This is a genomic window from Shouchella xiaoxiensis, from assembly GCF_016907895.1.
Taxonomy (GTDB): domain Bacteria; phylum Bacillota; class Bacilli; order Bacillales; family Bacillaceae_D; genus Shouchella; species Shouchella xiaoxiensis.
Genome location: NZ_JAFBCV010000010.1, coordinates 37,386 through 59,441 on the forward strand (window position 1 = coordinate 37,386; position 22,056 = coordinate 59,441).

The following is a 22,056-nucleotide window of genomic DNA, read 5'->3' on the forward strand; positions in this document are numbered from 1 at the left end:
CTTCACTCTCCCTTCGTTAAATAAGCAGAGGCTAGCTCTACCGTTACAAGATCGCTGTCTTCAAGTAATTGCTTGATCGGATAAATATGACTTGCACCGTACAAAACAAACAGCCGCTCTTCTGTCGCCGCAAGCTCCAAAATCGCCTTATAAATCATGACGTTGCGAAAATACCAGTAGTTTGCTAACCACAGCGCTCCGACTGGATTTTCATCATCGCCAATTTGAAGGAGATTTAGATGAAACTGGTGCATCAAATTAAGATGGCTTGGTTCATTTAAATAGCTGACAAATTGACTCATCGTATGTTCGCTAAAATAGTCGTCCGCCTCAGCCACACTGGCTTGCACAGGTTTAATCAAACGTTTAAACAAATCGGGCTCATGCTCTGCTGCGTAGCCAAACGCATCGTGGCTCGACTCTCCATTCCAATCAACGCCCCAAACCGTTTCATGATCCATTTTTTTAGCAAGGCGGTAACCAATCTGTTCTCGTTCATTTTTACTTAATGTGGACTCGCTATGTAAATAGGACTTGTAGGATCGCGTTAAATTGCCTTGCATCGTTTTTGGATATTCTAAGCAGACCTTCGTTGGGGCAAACTGTACAAACTGCTCAACGAGCGCCTCCATCTCCGTCTGCCTCCGCTCTGATAACACGTCCGTAGCAGTCGAGGTGACCACATCCTGGGTATGCTCTTGATCTAGATGATTCATGCCTACTAGTAGAACGACAGGTTTCATGGTATGACCCCCTTTTTTATTGTTTGGAATAGTGAGTTATTTTTAGTTTAGTATATCTTAGATGAGTCACTCCTTCTAGTAGCAACTATTATCTTTTACTTGAAGTAGTTTCACATGATTATATTTGAGAAGTGTGAAACGAATATAGCAGTTATCGGTTGGCAAAACTACCACTCATTGATGAGAATTAAAAGATTGTAGTTACTCATATAAAGAAACAATTTTCAGTTACATAAGGAGAATAAATATAAAATCAGAGCAAGAGACATTCTTTTTAAAAATTAATTATAATACACATTATTTTACGTATTATTATATGCAGAAAAATATAAATTACAGTACACTCATTTTTAAAGCTGAATACACTGAAAGGAGAATGAGATAATGGGAGTTGATTCAATGCAAAAACCCCGATTTAATAAAGATCAAATGGTTTCTTCGACTCAAGCGAGTAAAAGATTTTCTGAGGTAAGAAAAAAAGCGAAAAGCGAACCGATTTTTATACTAGATCATAATGAAGTTGATTCAATTATACTAAGCTATGACGAGTTTGAGCAGATGCACGATGAGCTCATAACATTACGCGAAACCGTTCAAGACTACCAAACGGCTGAACGACTTAGAGAAGCTGAAGCAAACAACGATCAATCAATATCTCTTATAGAGGGATTAAGCGAAGAACGGTACAATCGTATTCAAAACATGAACAGAAAAACCGTGCTTGACGAGGATCTCTTTGAATGAGCAAAAGGTTCAATGTTGTATTCTTGAACGATAAAGCCGAGAAAGAGTTTAATAAGTTCGATGGTTTTGTTGCTAGCTTATTAGACAAAGCCATTATTCACCTTGAGGAAAGAGCCGATGAAATAGGTAAAGAATTAACAGGCAATCTCAGAGGATGTAAAGAAATTAAACTTAAACAAGCGGGAGTTAGGATGATTTATCGACTACCTAAAGGCTATGAATATCTAGGAGAAGGAATTAAGTTAGAAATCGTTGATGTGCAAATTATTGCTACAGGTAAATGAGCAAGCAACACCGTTTTTAATACAGCTGAATCAAGATTAAGAGATCGCTCATAGCTCATGCCACAACACGCCTCTTATCCAATTTCAAAACAAAAATCCCCTTTTTCCAAAGGGGATTAGTCGTTCTTCTTATTTAAAATAAAGCGTGCGACTAGGCGGTTAATCCCGGCAATCGCAAGAGTTGTAACGACAGAAGCAATAATTCTCCGAACGAGCATGGTCATCTCTCCTATCTCTAAACGATAACTCTATCATTCCCGTAATAGATAACGATAAACATCATACGAGTGGGAAATCATAACCTGCATAGCCTCTCGCTTTCTTAAATCCTAGTTTTTCCGCCACGGCAATGGAAGCTTGATTGGAGTCCATACAATCCCAGTACGGCGAAGCCCCCTTCTTTATACACGCGACCACAAACGCTTGGGCGCAGGCTTCCGCCAGTCGTTTCCCCCGATGTACCTTAATTGTTTCAAGATCAATCGCGTGCACGCCATCGTAAACGAATCCTGAAAAACAGACGCTTACCACTTCATTATGATAGAGAACGCCATAACCGACACCGTTCTCGAAAAAAGCTTCAGGTAAAGCCCAACATTCAGCAATCTTACCTCGAAGGAATTTGTTATTACTCTCATAGAGTGATCGATCAATCTTTACAAGCTGATAACCTTCTTCTAGCAGAATCTCTTCTTTACTAGAAGGTGCTTCATCAAGGAGGTATACCCATTGCTGCCAGCTTCCTAGCTTGCGATGGGCAAAACAGCTCTTTGAATACCGTGTTCCAGCTTTCGTTTATTGCGATCGCCTCAAACCAGGTTAGCTCGGCTTTCTATGCTTCAGGTTTAATAAGGGTATCAATAAAGTGGTTTAATCCATTCGTAAAATCTTCGTTCGCAGCATCTCCGATGAAGAGGAAGCCGTCATTGTTACCGAGCGAAATCATCGCAGTTCGTGGCGTTTCTGCACATTCCACAAACACACGTCCCGGATTTATTCCACCAATAACCGCCTTCGCCTCAATTGATTCCCACTCTTCCAGCAAGTTTAGGCATAAATGAAAGGCATTTGGCTTTAGTTCAACGATCATCCTTCTGCCTCCATAATCAAAACAGCAATCGCTTCACACTTCGCAATCGCCCAGTTGTAATGATCGACCGTATTTGCGGCGAAATACGTGTAAAGATTGCTCGTCTTTGTCCATTTGTAGTACTTTTTGGTCATGAGCTCTTCGTCGCTATGTAGTTCAATCAAGTTCATCACTCGATGATGGCTTAGAGTCAGCTTTTTTAAGGCTTGGTTAAGCGTAGTATCTTGATACGTTTTTTGAATCTGCTCATTTAATGGCTTAAGTTCCCGCCACTTATAACCGGGTGCGGGCATTGCCGGCACATCTCCAGCCATTCCTTCTCGGTACCAGCGCTCCAGCATCGCCTGCCATTCGTAAAGATGGATGATGACATCGCGGAAATTCTTGTCTCGTTCTTCCGTCATAACCGTTTGCGTTCTTTTTCAGGCTGGGATTGCCTCCATTACGCTTAATAGCTGCTCAAACTGGCTATTACTCACCTTTACTAGCTTGTCTTTCTCAGTTGCTTGACTCATAACAATCCCCCTCTACCGTTAACTTTAGCATAAAAGTAAAATATTGTTTGTATTATTCAAAAAATAACAGTATCATTTATAGAAAAGACGAACCTATCAAGAATGGAGATTCCTTTACATGTCAGAACTGTTTACAACAAATTTCGAAAAATACAACGATACGACACTTTACGATCAATTAAACGAGCCCCATAAACCAGAGTTACCACTCCTGCTTGCCCATATAAAAAAAGCCGATTCGATTTTAGAGCTTGCGTGCGGTACAGGTAGACTTACGATCCCGCTTGCACAGGAAGGCTATAGGATTACCGGGGTTGACCTGCACGAAGGCATGTTACAGAAGGCGCAAGAGAAAGCGACACAAGCGTCTGTAGAAATCCCGTTCCACCAACAAGACTGTACGAAGCTCGCTCTCGACCAAACATATGATGTTCTCTTTATGGTCGGAAATTCGTTTCAGCATTTTTTAACAAACGAGTCGCAGGACCAGCTGTTTGCCGCGGTTTCCGCTCACTTAAAACCAGGTGGCCTGTTTGTGTTCGACACGCGCAATCCAATCATAGCCGAATTTAAAACGACGGATGAGTATCAATCAACGTTTCAAGATTACCGTGGCTATGACGTATTGGAGCAGCACAAAGAAACGTACGAGCCCAAGACGCAAGTACTCCATTGTTATACAAGCAGAGAATTGCATAAAGATGGTCAATTTGTGCGTGATGAACGTGATAAGATCTCACTGCGCTACACCTTTCCCCTTGAAATGAAACGTCTGTTTACTTCGCATGGATTTTCAATTAAGGAAAGCTATGGCAAGTGGAGCGGGGAAGCGATTTCCGACGATACGCCGCAGATGATTTATGTGTGTGAAAAGAAGAAGCACTAGTAACAATCAAGAGAGGAGCGTTCTTAACAGGTATGGCAATTGTTCGTGTTCAACATATTGATGCATTTAGCAAGGTTCCAGGTAAAGGCAATCCTGCTGCCGTTGTTCTTTCAGGTGAGCAATGGCTGCAGTCCATGCGCTCATTCAAGCAGGAATGCTGAAGAAAACCGCATTCTTCGTTGAAACCAACGTCGGCGTTCTCCCTCTTTCTACTGCAGGGGGACGGGTTCGTTTGAATCAAGCACCTCCCGCATTCAAGCCTTTTCATGGCTCAAAAACGGCTCTTGCTCAATCGATTGGCTTATCCATAGCAGATTTAGACCCGCTCTATCCGATTGTCTATGGTTATACAGGCGTCTGGACACTACTTATTCCTATTAAAATGCTTACGAGCTTTTCTCAGATGAAGCCTTATACTAAAGATTTTCCAGACATTTTACATGAACGGCCGAACGCGTCCCTTCATCCGTTTTGTTTCGAAACGAGAGACGCAGACGCCCTCATGCACGCTCGTCACTTTTCCTCTCCTGGATCTGGTATTGTTGAAGATCCAGTAACAGGCACAGCATCTGGCGTCATGGGGGCTTATTATAAGCAGTTTATTAATCGAGACTTGGCACTACCAGCGACCTTACTAATTGAACAAGGTCATGAACTGGATAAAGATGGGCGAATCTATGTCTATCTTGAACAAATAGACGCAGAGCTTTCCGTTTCAATATCCGGCGAAGCCGTCCATGTTGGAGAAATTCTCATCGACTTATAACGAGACTTCAGATGTTAACTCCTCGATCTCAAAAAGGTTGATTGACGAATAAACGCAGAAAAATCATGCTCCGGGAATTGTTCCTCAACCAGCTGAAACACTTCATCCATAAGTGATTCCAATTCTTTCAATCCTTGCACAGGATGCTTCAGAAAAACCGCACGCATTCGTTCTTCCACATTAATCGGAACTACCGTCATTGAGCGGAGCGAGTGCGCCTGCCATTTAAACGCGGGATGATGGACATAGTGCTTGTTTAAGCCAAACAAGATGGCCATTAGATTTTCTTGCGCTGCAACCATCACTTTGTAGAGCATGAGCCAATCTTCTCGCTGAAGTAAAGCCTCCCGGTTGTTCCACCGGTTTCCGAAATCTAGATAACCCTTGACCATTGCCTCTCTTAATTCAACTGGATAAGGGCTTATTTTTTGCTTTTAAAGCAGTCATACTTTCTTCGCCAGTAAGGACAACACCCTCAGATATGGTTGCCACGATACACTGTTTGTTTAAATCTGTGTCATATTCAGAAACGACATCATGGATTAGTTGCTTAACGGTAGCCGTGAGGAAGTTGCTTATCTCTAGTTTGATACCCTCGGTTATATAGCTTTCTGACCATTCCTCTTCTTCAAATGGGTGAAAATCAATCACCTCGCCATTGACAGTCTCAATCGAACCCATTCGATCGACATCAGTTGGGGGCTGCTTCCAGAAAATAAACAGTTCAATATCTGAAAAATCATCATGCCACGTTCTCGAAACGGATCCACCAAGCAAAACCGCCTCAACCTTTTTATTGGCTTCGTATACCTGCGCTATCTTTGCCGCTATAGTCGTTAAATCCATAAGCTCACATCCTTTTTTCAAAATTGTTTTCGTTTCCCCCTAGCTTTTTCAAGATAAACCACCGCCCTCTCTTGAACCTCCTCCAGAGAAACCTGCACAAGTCCTGCTGGTATATTAAACGGCGTGGGTAAACCTGGCATCCACTTATTTAATTTGAAAATGCGTCTTTTTAAAAAAGGCTGCTTGCGAATGAACTCATCAACATCATAGAGCACGATTCCTAAGTACGACTGCTCCCCATATGTGTAGATCGGCAAATCCTTTATCTCTTCCCAACGAACAAGTCCAGCTCCGACGGCCGAGGCATTATCGTAAATTCCTTCGTCATCAATGCGGAGTGACGGACGCTCAAAAATAAGGCGTGTCAGCGCGTAAAGCAGACAAAATCCAAAAAAGATCAAACTCGTATAACCAATACTATTCATAGCCGTTCCATACATAGTGGAGCCTGTTGTCACAAACCCTATACCGATGACAACGAATATACTTGCACCAAGAGCAAGAAAACCGAATGATTTTTTTGAAGGATGAACGATAAGTGGTTCGGCTTGTGATGAAGTTTGTTGATTCAATTTGTTATCCTCCTCTCTTTTATTCATTTTCTAAATTGTATCGAAGATAAGAGTTGAGAACAACTCCATTACATGTTTGACAATATCAGAAAATGGCTATAGTATAAAAACTGATTGATCGATCAAAATAAAAAACGGTCATTCAAATCATTCTGAGGTGAACGACTGATGGACAACAAACAGTATTTAATTGCAGATGCAAGAAAAGAACAGATCATCACGGCAGCAATCGCCGTCTTAAACGAGATTGGCTACATTAATACCAGCCTTTCTAAGATAGCAAAGCAAGCCAATATAAGTACTGGACTCATTTCCTATCATTTCTCAGGAAAAGAAGATCTCATGCGTAATACGTTAATGTATCTTGTTTTAAAAGAACGTGCCTTTATAAAAGAAAAAGTGGAGTCAAAACAAACATATCAGGAAAAGTTGCTTACTTTTATTGAAGCTGGCATTGCTTATCAAGGTACAAACGGCACAAATACGAACGCCCTGCTTGAAATTGTGTTTAATGGCCGAACACCCGATAACGTCCCTTATTATTTGGCGGAAATTGATGAGCGGGAAGAGCTTCAAGCCCTGCTGATTGAGATTCTTTCAAAAGGGACAGAATCGAAAGAATTTGCTGACGTGGATCCTTATGTCACGGCACTTATGATTCGAAGCTCAATCTCGTCAGTGGTGTCTTTGCCTAGGCATGAGCAAAATTTAAGCCTTGAAGAGTACAGCGAAAAGTTAATTAATAACGTCTTAAAGATAATTAAATAAGGTCGAAACGAGTAGTATCAACGGATTTTGTGGTTTACAACACCAGACTAAACGTAAAAAAAGAAAGGAAGGTACAGCCTTATGTTTCGTTTTTTTCGCCAACAGAAACGTCGCAGGGCCATCAAGAAAGTGAAAGAGGGAGATGGACATACGCTTAAACCGTATCGCCTCTGGCATATCTTCACTCATTCCTTGTTTCACATTACCATCACGAAAGAAAACAATGAGCAAGTTAACTACGCCTTGAAGTCACGCTATTTCGCGGATGATTCAAGCGTTGATTTATACCGCGGCACGACTCATATTGCCTACTCGACTCTACCTGCCACGATCCCGCTTGAGAACGGCATACTCGAGGTAAAAAGCGGGGGAAGCGGCATTAATAAAATTCGCTACTTAACAGATGAAGCGGAAGCGTTCTCCATCTATCCAGACAAACGCTCGGTCAGAGGCTGGCGCCTTGGTTTGCATCGACGCGCCCCCTTCGTCAGCACCTGTCTCGGGCTGCTTGCCGCGGCCGTATTATTAACATCACTCGCGCTTGGGTTGCCGCAAATCGTAGAGCAACTTACAGAAATCCCTTGGGTTGCTGAACATATAGGAACTTTTCAGTCTCCAATTAATCTCTCAATCTGGCTAAATGTAGTTATCGGTGTCGCCACTGGTTTTGCGGCAACTGAACGTGCCCTTATGTTGCAAAGTCACTGGTTAATTGATATGGAAACAGGCGGAGGATCATTTGAAGAGTAAATTAAAATGCGAAAGGATGATAGCCTGATGTTTAATCCACGATTACTTTTTAGTTCAATCGCTCTAACGGCTCTCTTAATAGGTTGTTCCAATACCGAACAAGAACCAATAGATGAAGGAAACGACAATAACGGTAACGACGAAACCGAAAACGCTGATGAAGCAGCAAGAGATTATGATGGCGATGGCGGTTATCTTTGGAAAGTGACAAACGAAGAAACGACCTTCTTCATCTTAGGAAGCATTCATTTAGGTCATGAGGATTATTATCCTCTCGCTGCGGAAATTGAAGAAGCCTACCAATCTGCCGACGTTATTCTCCCGGAAGTTAATATGTTAGAAGCAGAAATTGATGAAGAAGAATTAACAGAAATGGCTCTACTTGACGACGGTTCGACGCTTGATCAACTACTATCGGAGGAAACCTATACTGACCTAGCAGCAATCTTCGAAGAAAATGGCATGGCGATTGAAGACTTCAATGAGTATAAACCTTGGTTTGTCGAGAGCCTTCTCTCTGAGATTATTAACGAAGAAAGCAATCAAAGCGCTATTTACGGTGTAGACCTTCATTTCCTTCAGCGCGCGGTTGAGGACAATAAAGAGATTATTGAATTAGAATCAATCGAAGCTCAGTATGAGATGTTAACAGGGTTTAGCCTCGATCTGCAAATCGACAATCTCGAGCAGTACGTTGAGGAGTTTGATGAGCAACCTGAATGGTTGGATGAGTTAAGCTATCACTGGATTCACGGCAACCAAGACAGTAGCGAAGAACAATTAGTAACGATGCTTTCAGAAGGCCTCAATGCCGCCGACGACGAGTATTCTGACGCCATTAATGATGAACGTAATATTGAGATGGCTAATTCTATTGATGAGCTCCTGCAACAGAACAGTGGTCAAACGTATATGGTTATTGTTGGCACCGCTCATCTTGTTGTTGAACCGGCAATTCCAAGTGAGCTGGAGAAGAAAGGCTATGAAGTTGAGAAAGTTTATTAGTGAGCTGAAAATAAGAAAAGGGTTTGTGCAAATCGCACAAGCCCTTTTTAGCCTTTTTTAGTTCCTATCGAAATCCGTCTTTTACTTTTTTCAAGAAAGCGATGTTTTGCTTGCTCATTGGTTCAAATTGACAAACATCTTGGTGCAAATAGACCGTGTGCCATAACTCATTTTTCATAGCTTCATCGAACTGGCTCTCCCCTTCTAACTTTAACACACGTTCAACAATCTCACGGTACGACAGGAACGGTTTCTCCTCAATTAATACAATTAAACTTGCGCGAATCTCCTCGAGTAGACGATACGCTTTTTCATTGTTTGTCATCTTTACAACCCCTATACGTTTTAGTTGGCGTGAGTATTGTCCTCACAACCTCTTTTTAGTATAGAAATTGGGTCGGACTAAACTTGTCCGTGATCGATCTCTTTTTCAGTTTGATAGATTTTTTTCATCTCATCAATTCGTGCTATCATTTTATCTCTTAATTCGGGTGGTTTTATCACTTCTACTGAACCGCCCTGCGAGAGTAGCCACATCTCTACGCCCCTTCCAAACACTTCAGCCGTAACTTTTAAAGAATCTCCATTTACTACAATACGTGCATTCGGGAGCCTATCCTGCACCACTTCTCGCAAGAAAGGTTGGCATCTAAGTTCAATTTTCATTAGATCACCTGTCTGCATGAAGGAAATCTTTTCGCGATATAGACCTTCTTGAAAACGCTCTGCATCCTTTTTTTTCTTATACTTTTCTAACGGTTTATTCATAAACTGAAGGTCACTAATGCGGTCAATTCGAAAAATTGTTGGATGATCATAATCCCTGTCTTCTAAATCAGCCGCGAGATAAAAATAAAATTCAGAAAATAAAATACCTACTGGCTGCACAGCTTTCTTGCTTTGTTTTCCATCTGCTCGCGTATATGTGAAGCGGACTTCTCCGACCTTCTTAGCGGCCTGATTTAACTGCCAAAGCTTCTCAAGCACGTGGCTTCCATGAGATACAGGGCGATAATGTTCTTTCTCATTTGCAATCATTTTCTTTAACTGATATTCATCCGCTTTGTATCCGAAATGAAACAACCGATCGATTAGTTGACTTAGCTCGTCCTTATTAAAGGCTCTACTCTCAAGTAAAACCTTTGTTATGGCCAGCACTTCTTCTTTTCTTAGTTTTTCAATTCCTAGTAATCGGTACTGATTACTTGCACGTTCATAAACAATTGCTTTTTCATCTGGTTCTGTTTCGTATAGGAACCCTCTCAACTCTTTCATGTAACGTTCAAAAGTCTTATCCGTCAGCTGATAGCTTTCTTTACAATCCGATTTGCTTACAACGCCATCTTTTAATAAGTCATGATAGATGCGCAAAATCTTCTCTACTTTACTTGCCATTAGAACCACCCCTCCCTCCTTAACATTTAAATGGAAAAAAAGGGTTTACGCAATTGTCAATTAAGACGAAAGAGTAAGTAGGAGGAAGTTACAATGAATAACAAGTATTGCCCAGAATGTGGCGCCATTTTAGTTGAGGACTATGACGATATTATTATCGAAGATGAGCACGGTGGATACACCATCCATGATTTTGAAGTATGGAAGTGTAGGAAACAATGCGGTTTTAAAGTAAAAAAACAATGAGGTGAACCATGAATACCATTTTAAGTGAAAAACGAATTGTTGATTTAATGGAATCAGCGTACAGCTTTTTTATTCCTTCATACCAGCGTGGATATCGCTGGACAAAAGTTCAAGTAACCGAATTACTTGATGACTTATGGGAATTTCATCAACTTAATCCGAAAAAAGACGATGCCTATTGGCTCCAACCTATCATTGTAAAGCAGCGCCAAGAACATTGGGAGGTAATTGATGGACAGCAGCGACTAACAACGATTGCCATTCTCTTACAAACGATTAAAAAAGCACTTCCATTCTTTGTTCCAAACATGTACAGCATGATTTATGAAACAAGAGAAAAGAGCGCTGACTTTCTCGCACAAGTCTCTAAAGGAGACTCTTTAAAAGATACTAACATTGATTTTTATCATATGCACCAAGCATACAAAACAATTACCGCTTGGTTTATGAACAAACCTCCAGAAGCGATCATGCACATTGCACAGAGACTAAGAGAACAAGTAAAAGTACTTTGGTATGAAGTCGAGCCAACAGATGATGCAATTGACTTATTTGCGCGCATCAATATTGGTAAAATTCCCCTTACAAATGCAGAGCTAATCAAAGCACTATTTCTAAGCCGCAATCATCTTAGTACGGCCGAGAATGACCAAGAATGGATTCGCTTAAAGCAACTTGAAATAGCTGGCGAGTGGGATCGGATTGAATACCGTCTGCAAGATGATTCCTTTTGGTATTTTCTCCATAACGACACAGAAGCGGATTATCAGAATCGCATTGAATGGCTATTTGAATTAGTTACAAATCAATATGAGCATAACGTCGAAGATGACGTGCCTTATTATACGTTTCATGTTTTTAGCGAGTATCTAGAAAATGAATCCCGTTTAGGAAAAAATCGAGGTCAGCTATTGACTTCCGCTTGGCAAGATATTCAGCAACTGTTTATGAAAATGACCGAATGGTACGAAAATCGTGAACTCTATCACTATATCGGTTATCTCCGGGCTACAAAAACAAGCATACATTCTCTGCTAAAGCTTTCTCTAAATAAGAAGAAAGATGCCTTTGTTCAAAGTTTAAAACAGAGAATTGCCAAATCGTATGATGAATTCGACATTTCCGCGCTGACTTATAGCGATAAACAGAGTGTGCGTCGTACATTGTTGTTGTTTAATATCTTAACGTTGCAAAATGACGCTTATTCAAACACACGCTTTGATTTTGAACGATTCAAGAATGAAAAATGGGACATCGAGCATATTCATTCTGTAAACGCTAAATTGCCAACAGACAGGAGTCATCAGATCGCTCTTTTGAATGACGCCATTCCCTATTTATCAAATCAAGGGGACCTCATTAAACGAATTGATGATTTTAATCAACAAGTAGAAACCGAACAAGACTTTGAAGTTCTTTATAGTGAAATAACGCGGTATTTTGGGGACAATCAAACCAACTCGATTGGCAATCTAACATTACTCGATTCCAGTACAAACCGATCCTATCAGAACGCACTTTTTCCAATCAAACGCCAGACATTGATAAACCGGGATCGAACGGGTACATACATCCCAATCGGAACTCGTAACGTTTTTCTAAAGTATTACAGCAGAGACGTTAACCAAATGAATCATTGGGGGCCTGAAGATCAGACGCAGTATATTGATGCGCTATTAGACGAATTAAGTACAGTCATTCCAAATGTAAAAGAAGGTGTACTCACATGAATAGAGCAACAACCTACTCCTTTCTTGGATTGCTTACAAGTGAAGAGGTTTCCCGAATTGAAATTCCTATCATTCAGCGTGATTATGCTCAAGGGAGAACGGAGAAAAAAGGCAAAAGAACGATTCAAACGATCCGAACGGCATTCGTGCAGCGCTTGTTTGCCGCCCTTACAGATAATATAGAGCTGGAGCTCGATTTCATTTATGGAACAATTAGCAACCAAGGTGTTTTCGTCCCACTAGACGGACAACAACGGTTAACAACGCTGTTCTTACTTCACTGGTATAGCTCAACCCGCGAAGGAAAACATGCGGAAGCAAGCGTGTTTTTAAAGCGATTTAGCTACGAAACACGGATGAGCAGTAAGTTGTTTTGCCATATGCTTGTTCAATTAAATAAACTAGATTTTAATCAAGCGTCCATTAGCGAAGTCATTCAAAATGAACCAACGTTTTTCTTAGCGTGGAAGCAAGACCCTACCGTTCAATCAATGCTCGTCATGCTTGACGCCATTCATGATACATACACAGTACCGATTTATGAACGTTTAAGCAGCGATTGCCCAATTCGATTTAAATTCATTAACTTAGATCATTTTCACTTAGAGGATACCTTATATATCAAGATGAACGCTCGCGGAAAACCGCTAACTCCATTTGAGAACGTCAAAGCAAAGCTCCAAACCTACATGGAGCGTTGTGTGAAAACTGAATCTCTTACAGCCGAATTTGTCGCTCGATTTCTGATGAAGATGGATAATGAGTGGACCGATTTTGTTTGGAGCTTAAGTCGTAACCACTATCATGATAGCTATTTACAGTTGTTGCTCGCTATGTTTGTTAATCACGTTGCTCAACATCCTTTACACGCATCTGAACTTGCTTCACTCATCAACGATGAAGAGACACCAACGCTTGATGAACTGATAGCTTTAAGTCGACAAGATCCTACCTGGTTGCACTATGTTGAAACAACATTTGATGCATTCTCACTTGGAAAGCACAAACAATTACCAGAGACCGTTCTCGACATTGAAAAAGTTCTATTGAAGATCGCAGCAAAAGAAGTGACGTATACAGAGCGGTTACAATTACTTGCATTCTCCCTTTATAGCCATCAGCCTAGCCTTTCTAATGACTCACTGACACAGTGGATGCGCTTAAGCCGCAATTTAACGGAGAATACGTTGTACAATACGATGACAGACTTCTCGAATTCAGCCAAAACAATTGCACAACTTTCTCATTCAATTGATCACATTAAACAATACCTTAGCAAAGAGACACTATCTGGTTTCTACGGACCACAGTTCATCCAAGAACAGCGAAAAGTTACGCTCCAGCTTCAACACTCGGGCTGGTCAGAACGGATTGAAAAAGCTGAGGATTATCCCTATTTTCTTGGCGAGATCGGTTTTCTATTAAAGTTCTCAAATGCGATTGAACTAAACGAGCGCAGTACATTAGAAGAACACGCTCATGCCCAAGAACGATTTGATTTCTATTATGAACGAGCGATTCTTATCTTCGGCCCTGCTACATTACGTGTGCCGCGCAATCTCTTTACACGGGCCTTACTAACCATTGGAGATTACACACTACGCCAAGGACGAAATCGCAGCTTCTTAACAGAAGGGTTTGATCGCGATATTAGTTTTAAACGGCTTTTGCGGGAAGAGAATAATCAGTTCGTGAAAACCTTAATCGAACAAATCAACCAACAAGCGGTTGAAGCAAGTCTCCATACCATCATTCATCAAGGAAACGTAACCGATTGGCGCCGTTATTTTATTCATTACCCGAGGATACTAGAAGAAACGTGTGGGAGAAAACGATTCATTCGGTTTGCGGACGAAAACAACATTCTTCTCTTACGTCACACGGCCACCTCAGGAACGTGCCAAGAGTATTATAGCTTTGCCCTTTATGCGGCATTAAAAGAAAAAGACATAGACTGTTCGTATATCGGTTCTGCCGGACGTAGTGGGTATAAATATGTGTACTTTCCTAAGTCAGAGTGGCAAATTTACTTTGAAGAGAATGCCTTTAAGTGGTTTCACGATGATTACGGTTATTATGATGAAGAAGGTCTGGCAACACTTGAAGATATGGTTGCCGATGTGCTTGCATATGAAAAATCACTAGCCGCTTCGCTTTAACAAACTATGTTAAAAAGCACGCGCCCCTCTACAGGTCGCGTGCTTCTTTACTTTCTCACTCATAGGGATCTAGCCATTCTCTATATTTGTGGTAAAGGGTTCGAATCTCCTGCTCGTCATGCGCAATGATTTCACAGCCACGATCATCGTACAGATGAAAAATTCGCTTTTTTGTTTCATTAATAAACCACACATCGGGATAGCCGGTTACGTATCCCTCCAACCTTGGCTTCAGCGATGGAAAATCCTCATGACAAATCGCTTGCAGCAACGGCTTCATTCGCAAGTCTCCCCGTTTGCAACGGAGGCTAAATTGCTGCATTTCATAGGACTTCCCATCGTCAATTTCGTAAGGGTATGGCTCCGTCTTAACACGCACATGCTTTAATTCCTGACGATTCTTAACATATGTATGAAAGACTTTTGTTTTCCTCAGACGCTTTTCTTGGTCTTTTGCTTTATATAGATGGGCGACAAGAAACAGGTGATCGCCTTCGTCAACTAGTTCATTAAACAACGTATAGGCTTGTTGACTCACCGTTTTGAAATACGCTGGATCAAGCTCTCCGTTATCTTTAAACTGGTACATGCCTTGACCTAAGCTAAAATGAATCCCTTCATTCCATTGCTCGGTGAGGCTTGATGTTAATTTAACTGTCGGAAAGTGTGTTTCAAGAAATGTTTGGACATTCATTCTGTCTTAGAACCTCACTTCTTTTTTTGTTTTTCATTTTAAAATTCTCGCGTTCCTCTCAATCAGCTCTTCCGCCTTCTCCACATACCAATCAAGCCTACCTCTCGTCCCCTGCGCCAAGCGATCTAACTCTTTTTTTGACGTAATCCCGAGCAGTTTTACCGTTTCCATAAAATAAGGTAATCGTGCTTCATGTAGCTGAGGTGCATCTTTCGCTAAAATAATGTGACAGCGACAGTAGGTTGTTACGATCCAGAAAAACGCTTCCCGCTGGTTGCCCGCATCAATCAATGTCTGGCTTGCGTCAATCGAGATTGGTCGCCCTTCTTGCGTGATATCTGAGGCAAAGAAAATCGGCGTTTGCTGATACTGAGCTGCTAAATCAAACGTACTTTTGAGATTCGTTAAGCTTGTTTGAACATCCCTCTTTTCGAGAGAGTGTACTTGAATTTCTTTTAACAAGTTTTCGTAAACGTAATTCATGCCGTATGAGGCGAGCACCTTTTTCGTTGCTTCAAAGCGCCTGCGCACAGTCGGGTTTTCTAGCGCCGCCGTTAAGAACAGATGGGTCAGCACAGTTGTCGGAAACAGCCAGCTCATCACTTGTTCTTGGAACGGGCGGTCAGCGGGAATGGAAGTAAGTCCGCCGTCAATCTTTTCTCTAATACGAGCACAGCGCTCTCGGACCCATTCCTGCCGAGGGTAGGCTTCTGCCACATCCTGTTGCAGCTGCTCGAGTATCTGGCTTGAATCAAAGAGAAAAGAGGTATGCGCAAAGCTATAGCTAAGATGATAGTCTGCTAGAATCGATTCCTTGCTCGTAAAGGCAGTGTGTGGCAGGTGACTTGCCTCAAGCAATACACCTTTATAGAGGAACTTGCCAATTTTAACCGATGGTACGTTTCTTGAGACGATCATGATATCGACATCAGAATGATTTGACCACGACTCGTCAAGTCGTTTTTGAATAATGGAGCCCGCTAAATACGCACCAATAAACCCCTCTTCTTTCTTGGCGATCGTCTCAATCCAGTCAATTGCAAGCTTGATTGCTTGCTTTACAAGCATAACCCGATCCCTCCTGTCTACTTTAGCAAAATGTCCACAACTTCTCTCTTACATAATGCCACGCTTTCGTTCGCGTTTCCATGTAAAGAACAGCAGAGCAGCACTGATAACTAGTAGGAGAATGTATACGCTAGGTCCGACCCATGTTGGAAATCGAATAGTCAGTACGTATATAAGAAGATACGGAATTGCCATATTCAGAACGAAAACCAGCGGAATATGCACCCCCAAGATTGAAACATAATTTGGCATAAGTGCCGAAGCTGCTTGTGAAAAACAAGTTACGCCAAGACCAATAAGATAAATGCCGAGGACTGTCCAAATAATGTACTGTAGAAAGGTAAGATCATACCATAATAAGCTTGATTCAGAATATTGAAATGAACGCATTGATACAGGGAAATATGCCGACGTCTCGTTCAGAGAATAAATACTGAAATAAACAGCGAGCAGAAGAGTCGTGACGATGCCCGACGCAATAAATCCCGCAAGCAGTTTCTTGTTAAATAACGGTCTCCCCATTTTCGTTGTGTACAAGTTCGGCAGCGTTCGTGCCGCTTTTTCCCTGATAAAAATGGGCGACTGAACGATTAACAAACTCAAGAAAACGGTCATAGCAACGGATTTAATAAATGTGTTGTAGTTATTTATGACAACTGCAGGATAATACGGAACTTGTTCTTCAACGATTAGGCCCTCTATCAGCTGTTTCTGCTCCGACGTCCCTTCTGCTAATTCCAGTTTTAAATAGTCAATCCAGTGACTGCCGTTATCAAGTAACGCGCTTCTCGCTTGGATTTCCCAGAATACGTCTACTCCTTGCTCAAAATATATTTCATTATTAATCTCTGCATATTTCTCGTTTTCCGCCAGCTCATATCCTGGATTTCTAAATGTTTCATATGTCGTTATACCGAGCTCTTGTAATTCATCAATTCCTTGTATATAAACATCCGCCTCTTCCTTTTGCTGCTCGTACCTTAATTGAAAGTCATCAAAATCAGTAGCTTCCATATTCGGTCCGTATGCCTCAATCATCTCAATGCCAATCCGGTATTCATCTAATTCAGGTCTGCCATTAGGGAAGTGGGTAATATCAAACTCAATCAAGAAATAAAATAAAATACCATTTACACCTAAGAGTACGAGCATCATTTTCCAGTGAAGGAGCTTTTTTAACTCATTCCATACAATTCTCATTCATAATCCCCTTTTCTTACACAATATCTGCTTTTTTGAAGCGGTTATAAAGCAAAATGCTGACTAATAGAAGCATAACTGTCCAAGTGCTAAGCGTTACTAATTCATAATATTTGAATAAAATCATTCCGCCGTTGCCGCTGAACATCACTTGAGGGTGTATCAGTAGGGTTGGCAATGTGTAATGAGCAACAAACAGCAAATCTGTTGACGTTGGCAGAAATGCTGGAAGTAAGAGCAAGAGAACAAAACAGCAGCTAAAGAGAATAAAGGAATAATATGTATGTTTAATGACCAACGTTAAGAGCCATACAGCAGCTGAAACGAGTGTAAAGCCGATCATTAGCACAACGATAACCCCAATTAAATAGTCACGAAACGTCATTTCCCACCAATCAATGAACGGTTGATTAATAAGCCAGTTAAACCCACTGCTAATCGAAACTTCCCACAGTCCGGAATAATTGAATACGAGGAAATAACCAATTAAAGTTGGTAGGAACAGACTGCTTGCCCAAATGAAAGATGATAGAATGGACGCCGTCAGCTTATCGCGCATTAGGCTACGCCCGCGCTTGGTTGAGAAGCTTAACAGCTGCGTGCGCTGCTCATATTCATAGCTCGTAATTAAGGCTGTCGAGAGAACGATTAAGATTAGTGCTTCAACAACGAGCATTCGAAAGAGGTCTTGAAACAAAAAGATATGCATCCCGTAAAATTCATTTGCGTGGAACCATTGCGTATGCTCACCGTTATGTATGACTGTTTGAAAACGATCTTCTAATAAAGCATATTCATTTCTCAGTGTTGTTGCGGCCTGTCCCGTTAATCCGTATGTCTCAATGGTGTATTCTCCTGCTTCTACCCAGCTCCACTCTGCAAATTTCTCATCGAGCGAATGAGCTTGCTGTAAATAAGTTTCCTTTACTTCCAGTTCCATCAATAACTCGAGATCTGCTTGGTCAAGCTCCAGTTGGTAGAAAGTAGATTGTCCCACTCGCTCGATATATTCTTCCATTGTCGTAAATGCTTGAACACCGTACGTCGTTAATCGGTCGTTTACCCGTAAAAGAAGTTGATCAACTTCTTGCTCAAGACCACCCAAATCCTCTTTCGTGAATTCTGGCCCGTACGTTGCGATGAGTTCATTCGGAATCGAAAGCTCTCCTTTGAAATGATCATTTGATAGAATGAAGAAAAGATTAAATCCGATAAACAAGAGAGCAAGTGCAAGCAGAATTGGCGAACGCACTGATTTGAGACATTCATAGAATAGAATTCTCATTCGCTAGACTCCAGTCTCTTCATCTTTGTATTCATTAAGAAACACATCATCTAAGTTAGGAGTAACGCTATTCCAACCTTCCTCTACCTCACCTTTATGAATAAAACGAACGTTCATTTGTCCTTGCTCTTGCTTCTCAGCTAGGATAAAATGACGCGCTTGAAACGCTGCTAATTCTTCATACGGAATCGTCGTCTCATATACAAGACCGTCTAATGTTTTACACACTTGTTCAATCGAGCCTTGATACGAAATTTGTTTATGTTTGATCATGATAATTTCGTTTGCGATTGCTTCAATATCGGAAACAATATGAGTTGAAACAATGACGATCCGGTCTCGAGCGAGGTCGGTTAACAGCTTGCGAAACCGTGCCCTTTCTTTGGGGTCAAGTCCGGCAGTCGGCTCATCTAAGATAACAACTTTGGGATCATTCAACAGCGCTTGGGCAATCCCAACGCGCTGAATCATGCCTCCGCTAAATTTACGCAGCTTCTTCTTTTTCACTTCTGCTAAGCCTACTTTGTCTAGTAAAGAGTGGCTCAGCGTAATCGCTTCCTTGCGCGGCAGCCCTTTTAACGCTGCCAAATACAATAAATACTCAAGCGCTGAATAATGCTTATAGTAGCCAAACTGCTGCGGCAAATAACCGAGGAGATCACGATAGGCTTCATTCATATCAAGAATGTTTTGCCCATCATAAAGAATGTCTCCTTTCGATGGTTGAATCAGTGTTGTCAGCATTTTTATCAGCGTCGTCTTGCCCGCGCCATTCGGTGCTAGCAACGCATACAAACCATTTGAGAATTCGAGCGTAATGTTTTCCAATGCCGTAAATGTCTGATACTGCTTGCTCACTTCTTTTACAATAAGCATTTAATAGACCCCTTCTTTCTGTTGAAAATGCAGCAATCGTTTCACGTAATAGCAGTAAATGACGAACATGACCAGAAACACTGTCATGTGAACAACGAGCGGCAGCTGTGTAAGAACATACAAGTACACGTCCTGAAAAAATAAACCAAAGCTAACGTTGCCAATAACCCAAACACCAACTACGACAAGAACATACGTAAGTGTCCGACGTTTAAATAGTGCAAACAAAAACAAAGCAGAAAACAAGAACAAACTCGTAATCGACAGGATAACAGCACGGGAAAAACTAATGTGGCTTGTCTGAGTAAGCACGACGCCAATAAAACATGTGTTTAAGACAATGGCAACTGCGCTGAAAAAAAACATCCGATAACCAATTAGCTGATAGACATTGTACTTACATACCATCTCGACGTCATACGTTTCATTGCTTTTACGAATCGCATAATGAAACATCGAGATTGAAAGAAAAAAGATTGGTGACAGCAAAAAGACATAGGCATAAAACGCTTGCTCAGTCTCAGACCGATCAAACCCACTAAGTAGTATCGTAAAGAAGGCCGTAAAAGCGAACGTTAAGAGTAGAATAGCGCTCTCCATCCAGCTCGTTAAAAGATACTTAAAACCTAAATGCCTGTACATTTCTTTTATAGCAGTCAGGAAAGACGTATTCTTTATTAAGCCCTGACTTACGATCCGATTAATCTCATCCTTTTTTTGTTCGTTTTCTGGATAAGGAATCATCTAATCCCTCCATTCTTTCCGAATTCGTTTAATGCCGCTGTAGTAGCGAGTTTTAATTGTTGATTCAGCGTCACCTACACTCGCAGCGATCTCTTGGAAGGTGTATTCACCAAACAGCTTCATCCGAATAACATACTGCACCGCAGGGTCTAAGCGGTTAACTAAGCGATTGACCTGCTCATAATCTTCTTTTCGCTCAAGCACCACTTCTACACTCATCTGATCTGGCCAAGTCTCATCAATTGGCTCCATTCGGTTTGTTGTTTGGTAATATTTCGAGCGATAATAATCAACGAGTCGATTGGAAGCAATCCGGTAAAGCCATGTACGAAAATGCGCTTTCTTCTTGTCATAGTTCTTAATCGACCGGAGCATGGAAATAAAGATTTCCTGCGTCACATCGAGGGCCAGCTCCCGGTCAAGCGTCTGCTTATAAATAAAGGCGAACACCTCATCGTAATAGTGGGACACGAGGGCATTTGCAGCTTCATCACTCCCGCTCTTCTGTATTTTTTTAATCCACCGTTGTTCCATTCCAGCCATTCACCACTCTTTTCCTAGCCCTGCTTATATATTCGAAAGTGAAAGCTTAATAGTTTGTGTATTTCTGCATCTTTTTAAATTTAAATTTAAAAGAACTCCAAAGCGATTGCTCCTCTGGAGTTCATCTCAAACTTAATACAAACAACGCCACAAATAAAAGACGGCATACGCTTCGTACCCTTTCCACGGACGCGCTAGCATCCTGAGCGTTTGCTTATTCGGCTTCCCGTCATAGCCACCGACTAATTTAACCGCGTTCTGAAAACCAACGTCGTCAATCGGAAAGGCTTCTTTATAGCGTAAACAGCGCATTAGCACATAGTTAGCCGTCCACGGACCAATTCCGCGAACCTTTGTTAGAGTCTGCTCCGCTTCTGCCATTGTCTCAACCGCCATTAGTTGCTGCTTCGTCAACTGTTCGCTTGCTAATAGCTGAGCAATTCCGATGATGTACTCTGCTTTTTTCGTCGTCATTTTCAAGTTTGCTAGATCGCGAACGTCGAGGGTTGAGACGGACTGAGCGGTTGGAAACTGCCAATAAGCAGTTCCCCCTACTTCAATTTTTTCACCAAACGTTTCGACAAATCGTCGCTTTAAGGTATAGGCGAACGTCAAGTTGATCTGTTGACCAAGCACGCCCCAGACAAGTGCCTCAAATAAGTTAGAGATGCCCATAATTCGTAATCCATAAAAGCGAGCGACTGGATCGCGTAAAAGCGGATCTGCTTCGGCGAGCTGATAGAACGGCTCAATTTCAGAGAATAAATCAAACCACTCCGCAACGTACGCAAACACATCGTCACATTCAGCCTTAGTTATCAGCCTGTCTTCTTGCATGAATTGAATGATAAGATCTTGATCATTCATTGAAGTTATTCGAATGATCACCCACCTTCCATCCGCATAAACTGCTCGCTCCACCGAATTCTCCCTAATCGTATACATGCATTCGTTATCGGAACGGTTTAAATAATCAAGGTTAGCAGAAAAGCGAAAGCTCGCTGGACAGTTGATGATGAGCTCTCTTTCTTGCTCGTCATAGATGTACGGTTTTTTCACGCCGCGTCCTCCTTTATTTGTTATCTTGCGCTTATAGCTAATAGACTGGCATTTACAGCATTGTTCTTATATCATAAGCCTATCCGCG

General features: G+C 41.5%; 26 protein-coding genes and 1 pseudogene. 11 read left to right on the plus strand and 16 right to left on the minus strand.

Going from position 1 to position 22,056, the window contains the following annotated elements; translation table 11 throughout:
• Window positions 1-2: 2 nt before the first annotated feature.
• Window positions 3-743, minus strand: a complete 741-nt coding sequence (locus tag JOC54_RS14850) for a DUF5694 domain-containing protein (protein WP_204466994.1) — start codon at window positions 741-743, stop codon at window positions 3-5.
• A gap of 399 nt (window positions 744-1,142) precedes the next feature.
• Between JOC54_RS14850 and JOC54_RS14855 the strand changes: the two genes are divergently transcribed.
• Together JOC54_RS14855 and JOC54_RS14860 are read left to right on the plus strand one after the other, a co-directional pair.
• The gene (locus tag JOC54_RS14855) at window positions 1,143-1,487 is read left to right on the plus strand and encodes a type II toxin-antitoxin system Phd/YefM family antitoxin (protein ID WP_204466996.1); all 345 of its coding nucleotides are present in this window, start codon (window positions 1,143-1,145) and stop codon (window positions 1,485-1,487) included.
• Window positions 1,484-1,771, plus strand: a complete 288-nt coding sequence (locus JOC54_RS14860; RefSeq protein WP_204466998.1) for a type II toxin-antitoxin system RelE family toxin — start codon at window positions 1,484-1,486, stop codon at window positions 1,769-1,771. Before JOC54_RS14855 ends, JOC54_RS14860 begins: the two co-directional genes overlap by 4 nt.
• A 279-nt stretch (window positions 1,772-2,050) precedes the next feature.
• Here JOC54_RS14860 and JOC54_RS22990 read toward each other — a convergent pair whose 3' ends face one another.
• The 3 genes from JOC54_RS22990 to JOC54_RS14870 all read right to left on the minus strand — a co-directional run bounded on the left by JOC54_RS22990 (window position 2,051) and on the right by JOC54_RS14870 (window position 3,265).
• A complete protein-coding gene (locus JOC54_RS22990) occupies window positions 2,051-2,458 on the minus strand; it encodes a GNAT family N-acetyltransferase (protein WP_367617815.1) in 408 nt (135 codons plus the stop codon).
• 145 nt (window positions 2,459-2,603) lie between these two features.
• A complete protein-coding gene (locus JOC54_RS22995; RefSeq protein ID WP_239586750.1) occupies window positions 2,604-2,861 on the minus strand; it encodes a GNAT family N-acetyltransferase in 258 nt (85 codons plus the stop codon).
• Complete coding sequence (locus tag JOC54_RS14870; RefSeq protein ID WP_239586751.1) at window positions 2,858-3,265, minus strand: ClbS/DfsB family four-helix bundle protein; 408 nt, start codon at window positions 3,263-3,265, stop codon at window positions 2,858-2,860. Before JOC54_RS14870 ends, JOC54_RS22995 begins: the two co-directional genes overlap by 4 nt.
• Window positions 3,266-3,494: 229 nt before the next feature.
• Here JOC54_RS14870 and JOC54_RS14875 point away from each other — a divergent pair, with 229 nt between their 5' ends.
• From JOC54_RS14875 to JOC54_RS14880, 3 genes are read left to right on the plus strand one after another with little or no spacing between them, the layout of a single operon-like run.
• Window positions 3,495-4,262, plus strand: a complete 768-nt coding sequence (locus tag JOC54_RS14875) for a class I SAM-dependent DNA methyltransferase (RefSeq protein ID WP_204467000.1) — start codon at window positions 3,495-3,497, stop codon at window positions 4,260-4,262.
• Between the two features lie 32 nt (window positions 4,263-4,294).
• Entirely contained in the window at window positions 4,295-4,423 is a 129-nt protein-coding gene (locus JOC54_RS23435) for a hypothetical protein (RefSeq protein ID WP_367617810.1), read from the plus strand.
• Window positions 4,384-5,028, plus strand: a complete 645-nt coding sequence (locus JOC54_RS14880) for a PhzF family phenazine biosynthesis protein (RefSeq protein WP_367617811.1) — start codon at window positions 4,384-4,386, stop codon at window positions 5,026-5,028. Before JOC54_RS23435 ends, JOC54_RS14880 begins: the two co-directional genes overlap by 40 nt.
• Before the next feature lie 14 nt (window positions 5,029-5,042).
• Here JOC54_RS14880 and JOC54_RS14885 read toward each other — a convergent pair.
• Window positions 5,043-5,874 (minus strand): annotated as a pseudogene (locus JOC54_RS14885) (DUF4037 domain-containing protein).
• 17 nt (window positions 5,875-5,891) lie between these two features.
• Window positions 5,892-6,446: an STM3941 family protein gene (locus JOC54_RS14890; protein ID WP_204467002.1), complete on the minus strand. Its 555-nt coding sequence runs from the start codon at window positions 6,444-6,446 to the stop codon at window positions 5,892-5,894.
• A 168-nt stretch (window positions 6,447-6,614) separates the two neighbouring features.
• Between JOC54_RS14890 and JOC54_RS14895 the strand changes: the two genes are divergently transcribed.
• From JOC54_RS14895 to JOC54_RS14905, 3 genes are all read left to right on the plus strand, one after another.
• The gene (locus JOC54_RS14895; RefSeq protein ID WP_204467004.1) at window positions 6,615-7,214 is read left to right on the plus strand and encodes a TetR/AcrR family transcriptional regulator; all 600 of its coding nucleotides are present in this window, start codon (window positions 6,615-6,617) and stop codon (window positions 7,212-7,214) included.
• An 81-nt stretch (window positions 7,215-7,295) separates the two neighbouring features.
• Window positions 7,296-7,964: a hypothetical protein gene (locus JOC54_RS14900; protein ID WP_204467007.1), complete on the plus strand. Its 669-nt coding sequence runs from the start codon at window positions 7,296-7,298 to the stop codon at window positions 7,962-7,964.
• A gap of 27 nt (window positions 7,965-7,991) precedes the next feature.
• Complete coding sequence (locus tag JOC54_RS14905; protein WP_204467009.1) at window positions 7,992-8,969, plus strand: TraB/GumN family protein; 978 nt, start codon at window positions 7,992-7,994, stop codon at window positions 8,967-8,969.
• A 64-nt stretch (window positions 8,970-9,033) separates the two neighbouring features.
• Here the strand turns inward: JOC54_RS14905 and JOC54_RS14910 are convergent, their stop codons facing one another.
• Together JOC54_RS14910 and JOC54_RS14915 are read right to left on the minus strand one after the other, a co-directional pair.
• Window positions 9,034-9,294 carry a hypothetical protein gene (locus JOC54_RS14910; RefSeq protein ID WP_204467012.1) on the minus strand — a complete coding sequence of 87 codons (261 nt, stop codon included), beginning with the start codon at window positions 9,292-9,294 and terminating at the stop codon, window positions 9,034-9,036.
• A gap of 77 nt (window positions 9,295-9,371) precedes the next feature.
• Window positions 9,372-10,364 carry a helix-turn-helix transcriptional regulator gene (locus tag JOC54_RS14915; protein WP_204467014.1) on the minus strand — a complete coding sequence of 331 codons (993 nt, stop codon included), beginning with the start codon at window positions 10,362-10,364 and terminating at the stop codon, window positions 9,372-9,374.
• A 93-nt stretch (window positions 10,365-10,457) separates the two neighbouring features.
• On the opposite strand from JOC54_RS14915, the gene JOC54_RS14920 reads away from it, so the two are divergent.
• From JOC54_RS14920 to JOC54_RS14930, 3 genes are read left to right on the plus strand one after another with little or no spacing between them, the layout of a single operon-like run.
• Window positions 10,458-10,610, plus strand: coding sequence for a hypothetical protein (locus JOC54_RS14920; protein WP_204467017.1), 153 nt, complete (start codon window positions 10,458-10,460; stop codon window positions 10,608-10,610).
• An 8-nt stretch (window positions 10,611-10,618) separates the two neighbouring features.
• On the plus strand, window positions 10,619-12,340 hold the full coding sequence (locus JOC54_RS14925; RefSeq protein ID WP_204467019.1) for a DUF262 domain-containing protein: 1,722 nt from the start codon (window positions 10,619-10,621) through the stop codon (window positions 12,338-12,340).
• The gene (locus tag JOC54_RS14930; protein ID WP_204467022.1) at window positions 12,337-14,499 is read left to right on the plus strand and encodes a DUF262 domain-containing protein; all 2,163 of its coding nucleotides are present in this window, start codon (window positions 12,337-12,339) and stop codon (window positions 14,497-14,499) included. The genes JOC54_RS14925 and JOC54_RS14930 overlap by 4 nt, the downstream gene beginning before the upstream one ends.
• 55 nt (window positions 14,500-14,554) lie before the next feature.
• Here JOC54_RS14930 and JOC54_RS14935 read toward each other — a convergent pair whose 3' ends face one another.
• The 8 genes from JOC54_RS14935 to JOC54_RS23440 all read right to left on the minus strand — a co-directional run bounded on the left by JOC54_RS14935 (window position 14,555) and on the right by JOC54_RS23440 (window position 21,968).
• Entirely contained in the window at window positions 14,555-15,193 is a 639-nt protein-coding gene (locus JOC54_RS14935; RefSeq protein WP_204467025.1) for a DUF3885 domain-containing protein, read from the minus strand.
• 33 nt (window positions 15,194-15,226) lie between these two features.
• Complete coding sequence (locus tag JOC54_RS14940; protein ID WP_204467027.1) at window positions 15,227-16,261, minus strand: hypothetical protein; 1,035 nt, start codon at window positions 16,259-16,261, stop codon at window positions 15,227-15,229.
• A gap of 48 nt (window positions 16,262-16,309) precedes the next feature.
• The gene (locus JOC54_RS14945) at window positions 16,310-17,461 is read right to left on the minus strand and encodes a hypothetical protein (RefSeq protein WP_204467030.1); all 1,152 of its coding nucleotides are present in this window, start codon (window positions 17,459-17,461) and stop codon (window positions 16,310-16,312) included.
• A 16-nt stretch (window positions 17,462-17,477) separates the two neighbouring features.
• Window positions 17,478-18,746, minus strand: a complete 1,269-nt coding sequence (locus JOC54_RS14950) for a hypothetical protein (RefSeq protein WP_204467032.1) — start codon at window positions 18,744-18,746, stop codon at window positions 17,478-17,480.
• Window positions 18,747-18,749: 3 nt separating this feature from the next.
• Entirely contained in the window at window positions 18,750-19,622 is an 873-nt protein-coding gene (locus JOC54_RS14955) for an ATP-binding cassette domain-containing protein (RefSeq protein ID WP_204467035.1), read from the minus strand.
• A complete protein-coding gene (locus JOC54_RS14960; protein WP_204467037.1) occupies window positions 19,623-20,366 on the minus strand; it encodes a hypothetical protein in 744 nt (247 codons plus the stop codon). It lies immediately after the preceding gene.
• Window positions 20,367-20,900 carry an RNA polymerase sigma factor gene (locus JOC54_RS14965; protein ID WP_204467039.1) on the minus strand — a complete coding sequence of 178 codons (534 nt, stop codon included), beginning with the start codon at window positions 20,898-20,900 and terminating at the stop codon, window positions 20,367-20,369.
• A gap of 141 nt (window positions 20,901-21,041) precedes the next feature.
• A complete protein-coding gene (locus JOC54_RS23440; protein WP_367617812.1) occupies window positions 21,042-21,968 on the minus strand; it encodes a DNA-3-methyladenine glycosylase family protein in 927 nt (308 codons plus the stop codon).
• Between the last annotated feature and the right edge of the window lie 88 nt (window positions 21,969-22,056).